Annotated in this window: 13 protein-coding genes; 6 read left to right on the top strand and 7 right to left on the bottom strand. The window is 59.6% G+C overall.

What is annotated here, in order from left to right; all coding sequences use genetic code 11:
* Positions 1 to 135 precede the first annotated feature (135 nt).
* Entirely contained in the window at positions 136 to 1,284 is a 1,149-nt protein-coding gene (locus tag J2D73_RS00155; protein WP_207878267.1) for an L-dopachrome tautomerase-related protein, read from the top strand.
* Positions 1,285 to 1,524: 240 nt separating this feature from the next.
* Here J2D73_RS00155 and J2D73_RS00150 read toward each other — a convergent pair whose 3' ends face one another.
* Complete coding sequence (locus J2D73_RS00150; protein ID WP_243429494.1) at positions 1,525 to 2,412, bottom strand: Rossmann-fold NAD(P)-binding domain-containing protein; 888 nt, start codon at positions 2,410 to 2,412, stop codon at positions 1,525 to 1,527.
* A gap of 74 nt (positions 2,413 to 2,486) precedes the next feature.
* On the opposite strand from J2D73_RS00150, the gene J2D73_RS00145 reads away from it, so the two are divergent.
* On the top strand, positions 2,487 to 3,095 hold the full coding sequence (locus tag J2D73_RS00145; protein WP_207878265.1) for a TetR/AcrR family transcriptional regulator: 609 nt from the start codon (positions 2,487 to 2,489) through the stop codon (positions 3,093 to 3,095).
* A 330-nt stretch (positions 3,096 to 3,425) separates the two neighbouring features.
* Here the strand turns inward: J2D73_RS00145 and J2D73_RS00140 are convergent, their stop codons facing one another.
* The gene (locus tag J2D73_RS00140; RefSeq protein WP_243429493.1) at positions 3,426 to 5,648 is read right to left on the bottom strand and encodes a TonB-dependent receptor; all 2,223 of its coding nucleotides are present in this window, start codon (positions 5,646 to 5,648) and stop codon (positions 3,426 to 3,428) included.
* A 450-nt stretch (positions 5,649 to 6,098) separates the two neighbouring features.
* Here J2D73_RS00140 and J2D73_RS00135 point away from each other — a divergent pair, with 450 nt between their 5' ends.
* From J2D73_RS00135 to J2D73_RS00125, 3 genes are all read left to right on the top strand, one after another.
* On the top strand, positions 6,099 to 6,596 hold the full coding sequence (locus J2D73_RS00135) for a hypothetical protein (RefSeq protein WP_207878263.1): 498 nt from the start codon (positions 6,099 to 6,101) through the stop codon (positions 6,594 to 6,596).
* Between the two features lie 123 nt (positions 6,597 to 6,719).
* On the top strand, positions 6,720 to 8,516 hold the full coding sequence (locus J2D73_RS00130; protein WP_207878261.1) for a copper resistance system multicopper oxidase: 1,797 nt from the start codon (positions 6,720 to 6,722) through the stop codon (positions 8,514 to 8,516).
* Between the two features lie 308 nt (positions 8,517 to 8,824).
* On the top strand, positions 8,825 to 9,544 hold the full coding sequence (locus J2D73_RS00125) for a copper resistance protein B (RefSeq protein ID WP_243429526.1): 720 nt from the start codon (positions 8,825 to 8,827) through the stop codon (positions 9,542 to 9,544).
* Positions 9,545 to 9,634: 90 nt separating this feature from the next.
* On the opposite strand, the gene J2D73_RS20600 is transcribed toward J2D73_RS00125, so the two are convergent.
* From J2D73_RS20600 to J2D73_RS00115, 3 genes are all read right to left on the bottom strand, one after another.
* Positions 9,635 to 11,284, bottom strand: coding sequence for a TonB-dependent receptor domain-containing protein (locus J2D73_RS20600; protein WP_243429492.1), 1,650 nt, complete (start codon positions 11,282 to 11,284; stop codon positions 9,635 to 9,637).
* Positions 11,218 to 12,588, bottom strand: a complete 1,371-nt coding sequence (locus J2D73_RS20595) for a TonB-dependent receptor plug domain-containing protein (protein ID WP_243429491.1) — start codon at positions 12,586 to 12,588, stop codon at positions 11,218 to 11,220. The genes J2D73_RS20600 and J2D73_RS20595 overlap by 67 nt, the downstream gene beginning before the upstream one ends.
* Positions 12,589 to 12,923: 335 nt before the next feature.
* The gene (locus J2D73_RS00115) at positions 12,924 to 13,838 is read right to left on the bottom strand and encodes a L,D-transpeptidase (protein WP_243429490.1); all 915 of its coding nucleotides are present in this window, start codon (positions 13,836 to 13,838) and stop codon (positions 12,924 to 12,926) included.
* Positions 13,839 to 13,854: 16 nt separating this feature from the next.
* Between J2D73_RS00115 and J2D73_RS00110 the strand changes: the two genes are divergently transcribed.
* A complete protein-coding gene (locus J2D73_RS00110; protein WP_207878815.1) occupies positions 13,855 to 14,031 on the top strand; it encodes a hypothetical protein in 177 nt (58 codons plus the stop codon).
* A gap of 133 nt (positions 14,032 to 14,164) precedes the next feature.
* Here J2D73_RS00110 and lpdA read toward each other — a convergent pair whose 3' ends face one another.
* Both lpdA and odhB read right to left on the bottom strand, forming a co-directional pair.
* Positions 14,165 to 15,910 (bottom strand): dihydrolipoyl dehydrogenase, encoded by a 1,746-nt coding sequence (lpdA, locus tag J2D73_RS00105; RefSeq protein ID WP_207878747.1) that lies wholly within the window; start codon positions 15,908 to 15,910, stop codon positions 14,165 to 14,167.
* A 165-nt stretch (positions 15,911 to 16,075) separates the two neighbouring features.
* Positions 16,076 to 17,308 (bottom strand): 2-oxoglutarate dehydrogenase complex dihydrolipoyllysine-residue succinyltransferase, encoded by a 1,233-nt coding sequence (gene odhB, locus J2D73_RS00100; protein WP_207878257.1) that lies wholly within the window; start codon positions 17,306 to 17,308, stop codon positions 16,076 to 16,078.
* Positions 17,309 to 17,383: the final 75 nt, after the last annotated feature.

Below are 17,383 nucleotides of genomic sequence, written 5' to 3'. Positions count from 1 at the left end.
GACTTCTGCGGCAAGGGCGAACGCGCCGCCGTCGAGCGCGTTCGTAGACTTGCAGCGCGACGCGCCGCACCGCTAGCCTCCCCCGCAAAGGTTGGTCAGCGAGAGGCCCGCCCACATATAAGGAAGAACAAAAACATGCGCCGTATCTGGAGATCGACCCGCCACTCGTTCCTTGCGTGCGCCGCGCTCCTGACGGCCTACGGCGCGGCGGCTGCCGACAGCGTCGATCACGGCTCTACGCCAACCAGCAATGTGACCGTAATGGGTCGTTTCGATCGCGCGCAGCCGTCGGGAATCGCCCTGTTGCCGGATCGTCGCCTCGTCCTCGCCTTTCCTACCAGTGCGCAGAAGCACCCCGGTCCCGTGCTGGCGACCTGGTCAGACCGCGACGGCAAACTGTCGCCCTTCCCCGACGTCGCCGCACAGAAGACGCTGGTCTCCCCGCTCGGCATGACCGTCGACGGCAACGGCCAGCTCTGGCTGGTCGATGAAGGTCTGCGCGCGGATTCGACGGCAAAATCCCATCCCGCGCTGATCCATATCGACCCGGCGAGTAACCGGATCGTCCGCCGATACGCCCTGACTGAGCCTGTCGCGACCCCCAAAACGCATGTCAACGACGTGCGCATCGACCTTACGCATGGGCCGCAGGGCACAGCGTTCGTCACCGACACCTCTTTCGACGATCATCCGGCGTTGATGGTCATCGACCTGGCCTCCGGCAAGGGAAGGCGCGTCCTCTCCGGCACGCGCTACGTCAACGCCGATCCAGATCTGGTGATGGAAGTGGATGGGCGTCTGGCCCACTATGACGCCGAGCACCCGACGATGGCGCAGGGCGGTCTGGACGGCCTGACGCTCAGCGCGGACTCCAGCCGCCTTTACTGGTCGCCACTTTCAGCGCGCAGACTCTACAGCGCCCCGACCGCGATCCTGGCCGATCCGACGCAGAGCGAAGCCGCAATCGAGGCGTCCGTCAAAGACGAGGGCGAAGTCGGCGTCATGGACGGCATGGCGACCGCGCCGGACGGCTCCCTGTATCTGACGGACATAGAACGCCACGCCGTCCTGCACCGTGCCCCCGACGGAACGCTGTCTATCGTAGCGCAGGACCCGCGCCTGATCGCGCCGGACGGCCTCGCTCTCGACGGAAATTCACTCTGGATGACGGTGGGGCAGTGGTCGCGTCTGCCCGCGTTCCATGACGGCCGCGACATGCAAGAACGTCCGTATATTCTGGTCCGCATCACGCCGCTGACGCCTGCGCCGCGTGCCGCGCAATAATAGCTTCCGGCGAAGACGTTAGATCCAGAGCACTCCTCACGAAAACCCCTTGATCGCGCAAAGGCGATTGGAGAGCCGACCGACGGGGGTTGCATTTACCCAATCGAGAAAAGGGGTTTTCCCGGCATGAGAGCCCCTTGCGATGACGACGCGATTGGCGCTCGCTGCCCTTAGGGTCGCGGATAGATCGATTACAGGCGATCTTCCTCTGTTTTTCGTCCCTGCAGTCACAGCTGCAGATTATGTGGTGAAACGGACGCCAGTCCTGGCCGCCAGCGTTTCCGAGGCCGCGATGTAGCGCTGCGCATACGCTTCGGTCATACCATTGGACGGAAGAATAGCCTGCGCCTTGCGGTCGAAGAACGCCCCGCTGCGGTGATCAAGATCAGGCGAAAATAACAAAGGTAAAATCCGCGCCGCGTACTCGTCGGCGCTCGGGGCCAGCTTGCCGATCAGCCATTCCATGATCCGATGCTTCAGGCTGTCCGCGCCCATCAGGTTACTGCGGATGCTCGATTTAATCAGACCCGGGTTGAGACCGAATACGTCGAGATCGGGATAACGATGAGCGGCGTCAACCACCAGCGCCTCGTTACCGGCAACGGTGTTCATATGCGCGGACATTACCGTGTAGGTCTGCTCTGAATTCAGGTCGTTCGGCGCGCCTAGCTGACCGGTGCCCGGATAGCCCATGACGAATGCCCGCGCGCGTGACGCATCCTCACCACGCCGCTTACCCAGACGGGGAGCAAGATCGCGCAGCATCACCAGACGGTTCAGGTAGCTGACCGCCATGTCCCTCTCGATACCCTCCGCCGTCGTCTGACGCTTCGGCGCTGCAAAAATGCCGGTCGTGAACAACAACAGGTCGCTGCGTTCTGCCGGCAGCTCACGCGCGACACGCTCCGCCTCCTTCAGCAGGCTGAGATCCGCCTGCACGAAGCCGATATTGGCGACATCCTTGTCGCGGAACGTCTGCCCCACCACTGTGACGGCCACGCCGCGTCCTGCCAGCGCCTGGCTGATAGCCCGGCCCAGACCACCCGTCCCACCGATCACGATGGCCTTTCGAGCAGCCAGGGAGCCGGGGTCCACTTTACGCCAGTTCAGGTTAGGATTGCGCTTCATAGTTGGATGCCTCTTTATTTCTTTCTGGACAGAAAGATATTATGCAGAGGTGAATCGTCAAGTCGGAATCAGGAATGAAAATCGGACGCCCCAAAGAAGTACCGGACGACCACATCCTCTCCATCGCCCGGCGCTGCTTTTTGGAACGCGGCGGGAGCATCTCGGCGGCGGACATCGCACGGGAAATCGGCGTCAGCCATACGACCCTCTTCAACCGCTTCGGTTCCAAGCAGGGCCTTATGTTGGCGGCGCTGGGAGCGCCGAAGGAAATTCAATGGATCGCAACGCTTGAGTCTGGTCCCGACAACCGGCCAATCAGGGAACAGGTTATCGAAATCGCCTGCACGATCTCGGCTTTCTTCGAAGATCTGCACGCTGGTTTCACGGTCCTTCAGACCAGCGGGATTGCGACGGGCGCCTTGTGTTCGGAGGAAGATCCTGAGGAGTCTGCTCCGGCACGAGCCTTCAGGGCCCTGACTGAATGGATCGGACGGGCGCAGGATCAGGGAAAACTGGCCCGGAGCGATGCGCAGGTGCTCGCTTCGACCCTGCTTGGCGTACTGCACAACCGGGCTTTTTCCAGCCGCATCTGCGGCGATCCAGATTCCGAAAAGACAACTGACGCAACTTATGTCGCTAATGTGGTCACCTTGCTATGGGACGGAATCAAGCCGCCACGATAGCGCCCCCCTCCATCGGAAGTTGTGACCGCGCCACGTCAGACGGGCAACAGATGAACATAGCGGGCATCTGGCGCCCCACCCGGATGATCTTCATGAGTTGAGACTTCACGGTGGGCGCCGGAGCATCCTGCTCCTGAACAAGATGAATCGGAGCATTTGCATCGACGGAATTGAAAAAATATCTGAAAATTTTTCATTTGATTTATTTAGTTAAAATAAAAATACATTACGACGATGCCGATATCTTCGCGACCAACACTCCCCCCGATGTCCGTTGCTCGCCTCGAAATATCGTCGTCACCCGCACACCTGACCAGTTCTGTTAAAATCTCAAAAATCAAAAACAGCGGAGAAAAACGTCCCGCGCCTCTGTCCATATTGGGCCTGATAGACGCCGACCCCGCTTCCATCTCGAAGCTGGTAGCGTTTGTCGAAGAGATTCATCACATCAGCCCGAATTTTTATATCTTTCCCCACGACGACCTTCGAAAAGGTGTGTTGATAGCCAATATTGAACACTTCATATTGCGGTTCTTTTTTCAGATTGGCGAAACCGCTGCGTAAACCATAGCCATAGACAAAGTCGATATACGCCATGTCACGCTTCGCGGTCCATGACAGCCCTGCCGTAGCGGCGTATTCTCCCTGATGATCAAGCTGGATATTATGCGCCCGGATATAGGCCAGTTCTTCCGGATCGAACTGATACTGCGCCGAGTTGATGTCCCGCGCCGCCGTCTTGACGTATGAGAAATTGCCGAACGCTGACCAGGCTCCATGTTTCCACGAGCTTCCGAATTCAGCGCCGTAAACTCGCCCGCGCCGATAACTGAATGGGGCGAGGATGACCGCGCGCCCGAATTGCCCGAGATCTGTCAGGTCATGCGCCCATTTGGCATAGGCGTCGAGCGTAATCTGAAGTTCGGGTGTTATGCGTTGCAGGAGTCCGACGTCCACATAATGGGATTTTTCGACCTTTGTCGCGTCATCAATCATGTTGGCGGCGGCGTTGGTCGTCCCGGAAAACTTCGCCAATGTCGAGGGGTAGACGTATTGCGGTGAGGGCGGTGCGAAATACCGAGAATATCCAGCATGAAGAGTGGTGGCGGGATTCGGTCTCCAGACCAGATTGGCCCTTGGACTCAACTGTCCTTCATTGCCAAAAGACGACGCAAAACGATCGTAACGAATCCCGTAATTGAGAGTCAAAGTCCGGGTGATCTTGTACTCGTCCTGAATATATGCACCCGCTTCAACCGACCAATTTCCTGTGTTGTCTATCACCCGCACAGGTATGCTGGAACTCTGGCGCCCTGTCGTATCGACAGGAAACACCAGTGTGTTGGTGTCCAGTCGTTCGGACGTATACTGACCCAGGACGCCTGCCCGTATCGTGTGATTTTTCGTGACATCGCATGACAAATCGGCCTGCATGCCGCCCGTGGCGAAGTCGTTGACTTCATGTTCCGAGACGCCTTGATAGATCAGATCGCGATCACGGTCTGGCGTGTAGTCGATCCGTCCGTAGCGAAAATATGGCGACGCCTGAAAATTCAGCCTCTCAGTCGTGCGCTGATAAGACAAAACGGCGTAGTAATTTTGCTCCGTCTGGCTGTCGTTCAAATTGGCCCAGTTCATGGCAGGATCAAGCACATTGACGCCAGCCAGATCATAGATGGTCGTATAGCGCGGACTGGACTGATCGAAGGTTTTGAACGAATTCGGAATCTCGAAATCCGCATAGGATACGCTGCTCAGCAGGCTCACACGACTGGCGTCATCGATCTGATACGAAAGATACGAGAAAGCCTTTTCCTGCCGGGTGACATCATGAACGGCGCGGAAGGCGGCGCTCGGGTTTTCGATGCCAATATTGCTGCGTGTGAAAGATATGGTCGTGAAGTAATCCAGCTTTCCGTGCTGACCGCCCAACTGAACAGAAGGGACAAAAGTGTTATAACTTCCGCCATACAACGACATTTGGTTGTGCTTCAGACTCTCCCCACTCTTGGCCGTAACGTCCACCACCCCGGCCGTGCGAAATCCGAACTGCGCAGGCAATGCGCCGGTCAGCAGGTCCACGGACCCGATCATGCGCGTATCCAGTTCCTGCCCGAAGCCGTTCAGCCCTTCGGGCAGAAGCACGCCGTTGACGCGGTAGGTCAGGCCTCCGTGTTCTCCGCGCACATGCACTTCGCCATAACTGTCGAGAACGACGCCGGGCGTCCGCAACAATATCTGATTGAACGCCGCGTTCTGGCCGCCTGGGGTAACGCCGATCTGATGCTGGTCGATATGGTAATCGACTGCGCCCAGACCAGAAAAAATACGAGCGCGTTCTCGATTGAGGTGACCGACGACGTCAACATGTTCAGGGCGCGTTTGCTTCGAAATAGCGGATCCCTGACGCGACGCGTTCGCCCCGGTGGTGGCGTCACTCTGCGCGCGGATCCGGATCGACGGCTGGTGACTGACGTCGGTCCCTTGTGACGAAGACGAAGAGTCCTCCGCGAGAGGCGCCGCGCAGGCGCCGCCCGCGGAGGGGAGAGCCAAGCTGGCGGCCAACCACAGCGGGGCCCATGATCGACGCGCGCCGAATGGCCATTCACCAGAAATATAGCATATACTATATTTCTGTATATCAGTAGTTGATCTTCTTCGTTTCGCAGGAAGCATGAGAAATAGCCTCTAAAGACGCGCCATTCCGGCCGGACGCCGGAGTGAAGGTTTTCTCTAACGCAAGCGTGTCGAAATATGCAATATGCTATATTTCGGTGCGTAGGAAAATTTCACGAACATGCTTGCAATCCCCCCCTTCAAGAGCGGGCGCCGTAAATTCGACTGGTTGCGACGTCGGGCTCCCTCAGCGTTTGCTCCGCATTTACGGAGCACCTGCCAAACACCGCGCAATCGTCACTTCCAAACCGCCATGTTGGCGACGCATATCGTCAGCGTCGGCACGGCGAAAGGACGTCGCCGCCCCATAGCGGCAAGACAACGATCATGTCCGACCTTGCCCACAGCCACCCAGCTTCGGTAAAGTCGGAGAGACGTTCCGGCGACGATCGCCGGAGCCACGCGTGGAAGAGGTTGGGTGTGACGAAGCGTCGCCCGGAGCAAGTTGGACGCCTTCTCGCCGCGCTGCTGATCGTGGCGGCGTTGGTGATCGCGCCCCTGTTCGCAGGCCCCGCATCCGCGACGTCTTGCGACGCCATGACCTCGGCCAATCATGGCATGGCGACCTGCATGAGCGCGCCTTGTCACAAAGCGGCGACGACCATGCACATGAGCGGGCCATCGGCGCATCCCCACACGGGAGACCACCCTTACCATCCGGGCATGTGTTGCACGCAGAGCGCCGCTGTCCCTCTCGCCGCCGCGCCGCTGCGTCTGGTACTGACGTTCGCGCAGCGTCCCGTCGTGTATGCGTTGCATCCGACCCCCGGCACGCCGGGCCTGACCGGTGCGCCCGACCTGCCTCCGCCCAGAATCACGGTCTGACGCGGCCTGCGCCGCGCTCCCCTTCGCCAGCACGCGATGAGGCCGCCCGGACGGATAGATCCGGGTAACCGCCCAACGTCCTGAACCCTGCTGGCGCGACCGAACCTTTCGCGGATTTCCATCATGCTCCGTACCATATCGCGACCGCCGGGCGCGCTGCCGCGCCGACGTTTCGTAACCGGCGCCGCCCTCGCCTGCGCCGCGCCGCGCTTCCTTCAAGCGTCGCCCGCCCTCGCCAACGCAGGACTCGCCAACGACGTTGTCATCCCGAAGACGCCGCAACCCCCGCCTTTGGCCTCGTCGTCGTTCAGCCTGACTGTCGAAACCGTACCCATGACCATCCATGGCTCACACCTTGACGCCGCCGGAGTGAACGGTCTCGCCCCGGCCCCAGCCATGCGCTGGCGCGAGGGAGACAATGTGCGGATCGACGTGACGAACCGTCTGGACGAGGCGACTTCGATCCACTGGCACGGATTGCGGCTCCCGGCGGATATGGATGGCGTGCCCGGCCTCAGCTTCGGAGGCATCGCGCCAGGCGAGACGTTCACGTACCGCTTCCCGGTCCGCCAGAGTGGGACATACTGGTATCACAGCCATTCCGGCGGGCAGGAGCAGGGCGCGCTCTACGGCGCTCTGGTCATCGACCCTGCCGCCGGCCCCGTCCATCAGACAGAACGCGATTACGTCATGGTCCTGTCCGACTGGACCGACGTCGCCGCGCGAGACATCGTCTCCAACCTCAAGTTCAACAGCGACTATTACAATTTCCGCCAGCGCACCGTCGGAACCTTCGCGCGCGACGCTCGCCGCGACGGATTGGGAAGCGCAGTGCGTGACCGCCTGCGCTGGGGCGCCATGAACATGGCTCCGACAGATATCTCCGACGTCTCCGGCGTGATCTACACTTACCTGCTGAACGGGCAGCCGCCGGATATTGGCTGGACCGGTCTGTTTCGTCCCGGAGAGCGCATCCGCCTGCGCTTCATCAACGCCGCATCCATGACGCTCTTCGACGTACGAATTCCGGGTTTGTCGATGACTGTCGTGGCCGCCGACGGCAACGATGTCGAACCTGTGCCGGTGGATGAATTCCGCATCGGCCCGGCGGAAACATACGACGTGATCGTGCAGCCACAGAGCGCAGGGCCGCACACGATCTTCGTGCAGTCGGAGGATCGCACCGGCTACGCGCGCGGCGTGCTCGCGACGCAACCCGGCCTCTTGGGTCCCATTCCACCAATGGACCCCCGCCCTCTGCGCACGATGGCGGATATGGGGATGGCCGGAATGACAGGCATGAACATGGGCGGCGCCCAGAACGAGCATGATGCCGCAAACATGGACATGCCCGGTATGGCCATGCCTTCCGCCCACAGCAAAGGGCGCGCTCCGCTCCCAATAACAACGCCCGCCGCGCTCAGAACTGGCGTCGAAGTCCAGAACGTCGCGCCGACGCCTATGAACCGCCTGACCGAACCAGGGGACGGGTTGGAAAATAACGGACGGCGCGTCCTCACCTACGCCGATCTCCGCGCGACGCGCCCCGGCACGGATCCGCGCCCTCCCTCTCGGGAGATCACTCTCCATCTGACGGGCAACATGGAGCGCTTCATCTGGGGCTTCGACGGCAAGAAGTTTTCAGAAGCTGAACCTATACGTCTCGCCCTCGGCGAACGTGTCCGCTTCGTCCTTATCAACGACACGATGATGGAGCATCCGATCCACCTTCATGGGTTATGGAGCGAACTGGAAAACGGCCACGACACATTCCGCCCTTACAAGCACACGATCACTGTAAAGCCGGGCGAGCGTCTTAGTTATCTGGTCTCCGCCGACACGCCTGGTCTGTGGGCCTATCACTGCCACCTGTTGTACCATATGGACACGGGCATGTTTCGTACGGTGGTTGTGTCGTGAGCCGCCGTCGCACGACGTCGCTCGCCGCCCTCATGACGCTGGCCATAAGCCCCGCGCCCATCGGCCACGCCACCGAACCAAACGACGCGATGCAAGGGATGGACATGCCGGGCATGACGATGCCCACCCGAAGCATTGTACACGTACCAAAACCCGGCGCCGAGAACCAAACGAAGGCATCTGCGACTGGCAAGAAAACGCAAACACAGTTGATGCGCTCCCCACCGGCACCGAACACGGCGCAGGACGGCGCGACCCCGCGCCTTAGCGGCATGAGCGGCATGAGCGGCATGAGCGGCATGAGCGGCATGAGAGTGCGATCGCCGGGTCGGACTGCCCCTGCAAGCGTCGCCAACACGCCGGTCCATTACATCAACGGCGTCATGCCGGTGATGGATCAGAACCGATATTTTCATGGCCTGCTTGATGAATTCGAAGCCCGTTACAGTGGCCGCGGCGGCGAGTTCCGTTATGACGCGCAGTCCTGGTACGGCAGCGATTACGATAAGCTCTGGCTAAAGTCCGAAGGAACGGTCGGGACAAGCGGACGCTTCGGCGATGGCGATCACGAGGCGCTCTACGATCACGCGATTTCCCGGTACTTCGACCTGCAGACTGGCGTGCGCGTCGATATCGACAGCGGCCCCACACGCGCCTGGGGCGCAGTCGGCGTGCAAGGGTTGGCTCTCTATTTCTTCGATCTGGAGGCGACAGCCTATTTCAGTGATCGCGGCGCAGCCGCCCGGCTTCAGGGATCTTACGATATCCTGCTGACCAATCGCCTGATCCTGCAACCGCAGGCGGAACTGAATTTTTATAGTGAGTCAGATCGCGCCAGAGGCGTTGGAACCGGCCTGTCGGACATCGATGCCGGGCTGCGCCTGCGCTACGAATGGCGCAGAAAGTTCGCGCCCTATATCGGCGTGACCTATTCCGGTGTTTTCGGACAGGCTGCAGCGATGGCGCGTTCGGCAAACACCACAGTTCACAATGTGAACTTCACATTCGGTATCCGTACGTGGTTTTGACGAAAAATAAATACGAGCATTTAAAATTAGTATTCGAAATTCTTTAAAATACCCCTGTCCGCAATGAAATGTGGACAGGGGTATTTTACCTCAGAAGTTCATGCCAGCCTGCAGGAAGAAGTAACGACCGTTGTAATAACTGCCATACATGCCGCCGACGCTGTTGTCAGTCGCACTGGCCACAAACGGGGGCTTCTTGTTGGCGATGTTCTGAATACCGCCTGTGAACGCCCATCTGTTGAAAGTATACGTCATGCTCAGATCCTGCAGATACATGCCGGGCGTTTTGATACGCTGCGTCCCGACCGGCTGCAGATTGGCGGTACCGTTATTCCAGCGCATGCCACTGATGTAATTGACCATGTAGCTCACGGACAATGGACCATGCTGCCAGGACAATGTCAGGTAATCACGCGTGATGGGCACGCCTGACGTCTCACCCGCCGTATTTTGATACAGCAAAGAGCCCATGTAGTTGTACCACTGGCCGCCAGCCGTATTCTGCTGCTTGTATGATAGCAGGCGTTGGAAGTTGTTTTCGATGGAAAACACATCGCGCGTGGTGACCATGAGGTGATAACTCAGATCCCAGTCAATGCCGCTGGTGATCATGTTCCCCAGATTTTCGTCAATGGCGTTGACGTTGGTGAGCTGACCGCCGGAATTACGTGTAATATACGAACACTGACCTGTGTCGGCGCCGGTATAGCACGAGTCCAGGATGTACTGCGTGCCCAGGCTGTCGATCATGTGCTGCAGCGTGTAGTGCCAGAATTCGACCGAGGTAGAGAACCCCTTGATCCAGCGGGGCGTCAGCACAGCGCCGAACGTGTAGGTACGGCCGGTTTCCGGCCGCAATTTGGTGTTGCCACCCGTTGTCGTGGCGACCTGTCCGCTGCCAGCCTGCGTAAACGTCGCGGTGTTGATACCGCGTTTGGCGCAACTCGCCTGCACTGCGTTGGAAAGTGTACCATAGGATGAAACCTGCGCGCAGGGATCCGTCGCGGTTTCATAGCTGAGAGCCTGACCGCCGTACATTTCATACACATTCGGCTGACGGAAAGACGTTCCCAGGGTGGCCCGGAAGCTGATGTCCTGAGTCGGCGCCCAGTTGATGGACGCTTTCCAGTTTTTGGTGCTGCCGAATGTGCTGTAGGACGAGTAACGGCCCTGCGCGTCAATCGTCAGATCACGCGCAAGGAACGCGTTGCGCAGCAGTTCAAGGCGACCTTCAAGGTACCCTTCCGTCACATTGAACCCACCCGACGTAATGCCCTGCGTGTTGGTCAATGTATTGCCGGAAACTACGTTCGGATCAGGTGTATAGTTCAGGGACTCGCCACGGTGTTCCATGCCGAGAGCAAGGCCGAACGAACCGCCGTTTTTCCAGGGCATTTTCGCGACATGGTTGTTGTTGATGCGCAGGTTCAGGTCACGAAGCTGGTAGAGAGAGTGGTTGATGGTCGTGTAATTGGAATACGCGGCTCCCTGCTGGGACAGCGTGGAGAATGCGCTTGACTGCTGGCAGCCAGCGCTACCGGCGCAGCTGTTTGGATTATATGTGAACGTCGTATTCGGGTCCTGAAGATTCCCGAGATTGCTGGGTTCAAGTCCCCACTCCTGAAGCAGCTTCAGGTAGTTGCCGGCGCCCTCCGTCTGGTCCGTCTCACGGCTCATGCCGTAAGTGTAGGATACATCGTACTTCCAGTCCCCGACGATATCGCCTTTGAGACCAGCCATACTTGTCCAGGTATCAAGCGCCGTTTCGAAGCGACGTTCCCCCACTCCATCATCCGTTTATAGACCTGCAGCGGCTCACCGGTCGTGTTGCCCGGATAATTGGTGGGCAGGAGGATTGTCGTCGGGCTGCCTGCGATAGGCTCCGGCGCCATGTAGTAGTTCGACGTCTTATGAGAATAACGAGAATTCATATAGAAGTCGAAATGACGATTCACGGCATAATGCGCATCGACAGACATCGTCGAGTTTTGCAGGGCGTTTTCCAGAGACTGCGCCTGCCCGTACTGATAACGCTGGCCGTTATAATCGGTCACGCCATTAGAGCCGTTGCCGGAGTATGCGTTGCCCGTATTGTTGCCGTAAAACAGGCCATCTCCCGTTATGCTTGAACCATGCAGCACGCCTGAAGACGATGTCGGGTTGTTGGTCTGCGCGTTTGCAGCCCATGAGCGATTACGCTGCAGGACGCCGCCCTGACTCATATAAGACCCGAAGACCGTTATATTGCCCTTGTCGTGATCGAAGTTCCAGCCTTTGTAGCCGGAAATCTGACCCGTAAGGTTATCGCCTTGCCCGGTGACGCCGCCTTTGATGGTAATATTGCCCGTCGTCAGATCGTGACGAAGCTTGATATTGATAACGCCCGACACAGCGTCTGCGCCGTAAAGTTCGGAGCCGCCGTCTTTCAGGATTTCGATGCTGGCGATTTGCTGAACAGGAATGGTGTTCAGGTCGACGCAAGCCGACGCGCCATTAAGAGACGTGCGCTTTCCATCGATCAACACCAACACTCGGCTTTGACCCAGATTGCGGATGTCGGTGCATGATGCGCCCCCGCCCCCGTTGGTCTGCGAGTTGGTGGTTCCCGAAGATCCAATCGACGGCAGGCGTTGCAGGAAGTCCCCAAGATTCGTCATGCCAGTTGCATTGATCTGCTTGGCAGTTACGATCTGGACAGGATTTGCGTTGTGATTTGCCGATGTGCTCAAGGCGGAACCGGTAACAACGACGCTTTCGTTGGTATTGCTTTCAATCGACGGCAATACGGTGGGTGCAACAGTTCCTGTTCTAGCCTGAGAATACTGATGCGACACAGGAGCGTTTATCTTCGCAGGAGCACTTTGAACCTTTGATGTGGGTGCAGGATTTGCCCTTTTCTTCGTAATCCTATGTGACTTTCCAGATTGTATCTGGGTAGACGATGCGGCGGCGGCAATTTCGCTTTGTACACAAAAACTTCCCGTCGCCAGAAAAGAAAAACATAGAAATATAGCTTTTCTTTGGTGTGTCATATTTTTCGCCATGTATCGGGTTCATCACTAAGCGCAACATGTTTTTGTTGAACTCGTGTGTCCACGGCGAATTCAAAATTCGCTTCCCAATTGCCACAGCCTGTTGCGAAATTAACACTAAATTAATATGATTATTACCAGTTAACGCCAAATTGTAATTTCTTGTATCGTTTATTTATTTTATGTTTGTAACATAGCAGAATCGAAACATGATGATTTGGACTCAAAATATCTTTTCAGAATCCACGCCAACTCGAGAAGCTGTTTCTTTTTTGCACGACGCGGCAGGTTGTATATTACCACCTGCCGCGCCCAGCCGAACGGGCGATCAACCCCTTCGCGTCACGTTATGATCGGCTCGCAGGCGCGACGCTGTCCCCGGAATCGAACACCAGCATAACCTCTCCCGCGATCGGAGATGGCGTGCGGTCTTTTCTCAACAGCGCACGAAACCTGCCGTCATAGCTCGCGGCCTGTTCGTACTGGACGTCCAGCAACCCGTGCCTGTCGAGAAACACATTGAACGCCGCAGGAACACGCACGCATCCCTCTGAGCCAGTGTGACCCAGCCGCCGTTCAAGGAAGTCGGGGTCCGTAGCATGCATCTCCAGACGGATGTCGCCGGTCTCGCCATCGGTTCGCCAGCCCTTGACCGCGTTCCGCCAACCGAAATCCCAGACCCGCATTCCTTTTGCGCCGATGCCACGAATTCCGTTCTCGTTCTTGGTGCCCTCTGCGCGATAACCCAGCCGGTCGGTTGTGTTGTCGAACACGCCTGTCGGCGTGATGTAGTAGTATTTGCGTCCCTTGGTCCCGGTCGAAACCTTGACGCCGCCGATCACCTCCCAGTCGTCGGAGTCCGGCAATGCGAGCACCAGAGCGAGCCTTTGCACGGCTGGATTGCGGTCCACGACGACCAGAACCTGCGCGCGCGTGATCCGGTAGCCTCCCTGCTCGACGCCATTTCTGGCGGCGGCCACCCAACGAGCGCGCTGTTGGGCGGTGAATGATTGCAAATTCTGCACTTCCCGCTTCAGCGCCGCCTGCAATTTGCCCGCCTCCTGCCGGGCGGCTGCATCGTCAAGCGCAGGCAGTGGAGGAATTTCAACAGGGGGAGCGGGATTTACAACCGGGTCGGACGGCGTCGTGGGCGCCGGAATCGCCGCCGCAGACGGGGTCACGCCTGATGCACCTGCGCTCGGTACGGCTGGTTGCTCCGGGCCGCCAGACGCGGGTTGCGCGGCAAGTGCTGGCGTGGACATCAAGAGCGCAGCCGCAATGGACGTCGCGATCATTACGGAGTTCATCGATGGCGCCGATCCCGCCTTAGGCCATGCTTTTACGCTGCGCTTCAACGCCAATCCCCCCGATACGTCCCTGGCCAGTAAAGCGTATGTCACTACGAAGACAATAGCCAGAAAATCGCCTTTTTTATCAGGAGCGAACGAGTATTGACGAGCAGTCCGCCGTGTCCCGGCTCTGACTGCACGTCACAGGCAGCGCCAGATACAAAAAACGCGCGACCAGCATTGCCGGTCGCGCGCTTCAAGCGACAGGGGGCTGCCCCTGCCGCGTCTCTCTCTGTGGCTTAGATATTCAGAGACATGCCGTTGACGCCAAGCGCCGCTTCCTTGACCGCTTCGCTCAGCGTTGGGTGCGCATGGCAAACACGGCCGATATCTTCGGAAGAGGCTCCGAACTCAATCGCCATGGTGCATTCGGCGATCAGTTCTCCCGCACCCGGGCCAAGGATATGGACGCCCAGAACCCGATCGGTCGTCGCATCGGCGATGACTTTCACGAACCCGTCCGTCGTGCCCAGAGCGCGCGCACGGCCGTTGGCCATGAACGGGAACTTGCCGACCTTGTAGGAGACGCCCTTTTCCTTGAGCTGCTCCTCGGTGAGGCCCACCGTGGCCAGTTCCGGCCATGTGTAGACGACGCCCGGAATGGCGTCATAATTCACATGCCCGGCCTGCCCGGCGAGGATTTCGGCGAGGGCCACGCCCTCCTCCTCCGCCTTGTGCGCCAGCATCGGTCCCTTGATGACGTCGCCGATGGCGTACACGCCGGGGACGTTGGTGGCGAAGTGCTCGTCAACCTCGACCCGCCCACGGTTGTCCACCGCAATCCCGGCCTCTTCCAGACCAAGGTTCTTGCTGGCCGCAGTGCGCCCGATGGCGAGCAGAACGACGTCCGCCTCCAGCGTCTGCGCGTCGCCGCCCTTGGAAGCCTCGACCGTCAGGGTCACGCCCTTCGCGGTCTTCTCGGCCTTCGTCACCTTATGACCGAGCTTCATCTTCAGACCCTGCTTGGTCAGGATCTTGCGGAACGCGGCCTCGACCTCGTTATCCGTGCCGGGAACCAGACGGTCGAGGAATTCGACGACCGTCACCTCCGCGCCCAGACGCTGCCACACGCTACCCAGTTCCAGACCGATGACGCCGCCGCCAATCACGACCAGACGCTTCGGCACAGCCGAAAGCTCAAGCGCGCCAGTGGACGTGACGATCACCTTCTCATCGACGTCAACGCCTTTCAGGCCGGCGCTGTCACTGCCCGCGGCAATGACGATGTGCTTCGCCGTGACCGGCTTGCCCGCAACCGTCAGACGGCCGGTTCCCTGAACCTTGCCCTCGCCCTTCAGCCAGGTGATCCCGTTCTTCTTGAACAGGTACTCGACGCCCTTCACGTTGGCTTCGACGATCCCGGCCTTGCGCTTCTGCATCTGCGCGAGATTGAGCTTCACGCTGGCGATATCCACGCCGTGAGCGGCGAAGTCATGCGCAGCGGCATGAAAGTTCTCTGACGAATGCAGCAGCGCCTTCGACGGAATGCACCCGACGTTCAGGCAGGTGCCGCCAAGGGTCGCACGCTTCTCGACGCACGCAACCTTGAAGCCCAGTTGCGCCGCACGAATTGCGCACACATAACCGCCCGGACCGGCGCCGATCACCACGACATCGTAATCGGTCTCGGCAGGAGCTTCCGTCGCTTTCGCGGGCGCAAGGGCCGCAGCTTTCGCAGGAGCGGGCGCCGCTTTTTCCTCAGACTTCGCAGCGGGAGCTTTCGCAGCAGGCTTGGCCGCCGCCTTGCCGCCTTCGGCCAGAAGCGCCAGCACCGCGCCAACCTCGACCTCGTCGCCTTCCTTGACCACGTGGCTCTCAAGCACGCCAGCCGCAGGAGCCGGAACCTCGACGCTCACCTTGTCGGTCTCCAGCTCAACGATCGGATCGTCCACCGCCACAGCGTCGCCGGGCTGCTTGAGCCATTTGCCAACTGTTGCGGAGGAGACGCTCTCGCCCAGCGCCGGAACCTTGATCTCGATAGCCATATTTTCCCGTCCCGATTGAAGCCGATGAACGTCGAGCATACCGCCCGTCACGTTGATCGCCCTAATGCGCCTCCCGGCAGGAAGGCCGCCGCGTTTCCGATGCGAAACGCCGTTAAATCGTCACGCGTCCCGCGCCACATATATGGCGCGGGACGCGACGGATTGTCAGAGGCCTAGCAGAAGGCTGCGCGGGTCCTCGACGTATTTCTTCACGCTGACGAGGAAGCTCACCGCTTCCTTGCCGTCCACGATGCGGTGATCATAGGACAGCGCAACATACATGATCGGCCGGATTTCGACCTTGCCGTTCACCGCGACCGGGCGGTCGACGATGTTATGCATGCCCAGAATGCCGGACTGCGGGGCATTCAGGATCGGCGTCGAAAGCATCGAGCCGTAGATGCCGCCATTGGTGATCGAGAACGTGCCGCCGGCCAGATCGTCGATCTTCAACGTGCCCTCACGCGCCGCCTTGCCGAAGCCCGCTATGCGCTTCTCGATCTCGGCGTGGCCAAGATTCTCCGCGTCACGCAGCACCGGGACGACCAGACCGTTCGGGCCGCCAACCGCGATGCCGAGGTTGATGAAGTTGCGGTAGATGACGTCTTCGCCGTCGATCTCCGCGTTGATCGCCGGGAACTCCTGCAGCGCCGCGATGACCGCCTTCGAGAAGATCGACATGAAGCCCAGCTTCACGCCGTATTTCTTGACGAAGCTGTCCTGAAATTCGACACGCATCTCCTTGGCGGCGGTCATGTCGATTTCGTTGAACGTCGTCAGCATCGCCGCGGTGTTCTGCGCGTCCTTCAGGCGACGCGCGATCGTACGACGCAGGCGCGTCATCTTCACGCGCTCTTCACGCGGATCGTCCTGACGCGGGGCCTTCGGGGCGGCCGCCGGCGCGCTGGCCGCAGGCTGCGACACGAACGCCAGAACGTCGCCCTTCGTGATGCGGCCGTCCTTGCCCGTGCCCGCGCCGACCTGCTCGGCCGAAACGCCCTTCTCCGCCATCAGCTTGCGCGCAGCCGGAAGGGCTGCCGCGGCGTCAACCGGAGCGGATTTCACGGCTGGAGCCGCAGCCGCCTTCGCGACAGGGGCGGGAGCCTTCGGCGCCGCTTCCTTCGGGGCCTCGGCCTTGGCGGGAGCCGCAGAGGCCTTGCCGCTCGGGTCCAGCGTGATCAGCAGGGCGCCGACTTCGACCTCGTCGCCCTCTTTCGCCGCGGGCGTTCCCAGCACGCCAGCCTGCGGCGCCGACACTTCGACGCTCACCTTGTCGGTCTCCAGCTCCACGAGCGCTTCATCAGCGGCAACCGCCTCGCCAGCCTTCTTCAGCCACTTGCCGACCGTCGCCGTGGTGACGCTCTCGCCCAGTGCCGGCACCTTGATCTCGACAGACATCTCGCTTCCCACTTCCTTTTTATCCCACGCGCCTGCGACGCTTCAACCAGGCGCCACAGTCACGCTACGACCGGC

Source organism: Acetobacter sacchari, from assembly GCF_017377715.1.
GTDB classification, from domain to species: Bacteria; Pseudomonadota; Alphaproteobacteria; order Acetobacterales; family Acetobacteraceae; genus Acetobacter; species Acetobacter sacchari.
The sequence above is the reverse complement of the archived record's forward strand: the minus strand, read 5'-3'. Positions and strand labels throughout refer to the sequence as shown.

Coding starts and splice junctions, on each gene's coding strand:
- J2D73_RS00155 (WP_207878267.1), top strand. CDS start 136: ATGCGCCGTATCTGGAGATCGACCCGCCACTCGTTCCTTGCGTGCGCC.
- J2D73_RS00150 (WP_243429494.1), bottom strand. CDS start 2,412: ATGAAGCGCAATCCTAACCTGAACTGGCGTAAAGTGGACCCCGGCTCC.
- J2D73_RS00145 (WP_207878265.1), top strand. CDS start 2,487: ATGAAAATCGGACGCCCCAAAGAAGTACCGGACGACCACATCCTCTCC.
- J2D73_RS00135 (WP_207878263.1), top strand. CDS start 6,099: ATGTCCGACCTTGCCCACAGCCACCCAGCTTCGGTAAAGTCGGAGAGA.
- J2D73_RS00130 (WP_207878261.1), top strand. CDS start 6,720: ATGCTCCGTACCATATCGCGACCGCCGGGCGCGCTGCCGCGCCGACGT.
- J2D73_RS00125 (WP_243429526.1), top strand. CDS start 8,825: ATGAGAGTGCGATCGCCGGGTCGGACTGCCCCTGCAAGCGTCGCCAAC.
- J2D73_RS20600 (WP_243429492.1), bottom strand. CDS start 11,284: ATGGCTGGTCTCAAAGGCGATATCGTCGGGGACTGGAAGTACGATGTA.
- J2D73_RS20595 (WP_243429491.1), bottom strand. CDS start 12,588: ATGGCGAAAAATATGACACACCAAAGAAAAGCTATATTTCTATGTTTT.
- J2D73_RS00115 (WP_243429490.1), bottom strand. CDS start 13,838: ATGTCCACGCCAGCACTTGCCGCGCAACCCGCGTCTGGCGGCCCGGAG.
- J2D73_RS00110 (WP_207878815.1), top strand. CDS start 13,855: ATGGACGTCGCGATCATTACGGAGTTCATCGATGGCGCCGATCCCGCC.
- lpdA (WP_207878747.1), bottom strand. CDS start 15,910: ATGGCTATCGAGATCAAGGTTCCGGCGCTGGGCGAGAGCGTCTCCTCC.
- odhB (WP_207878257.1), bottom strand. CDS start 17,308: ATGTCTGTCGAGATCAAGGTGCCGGCACTGGGCGAGAGCGTCACCACG.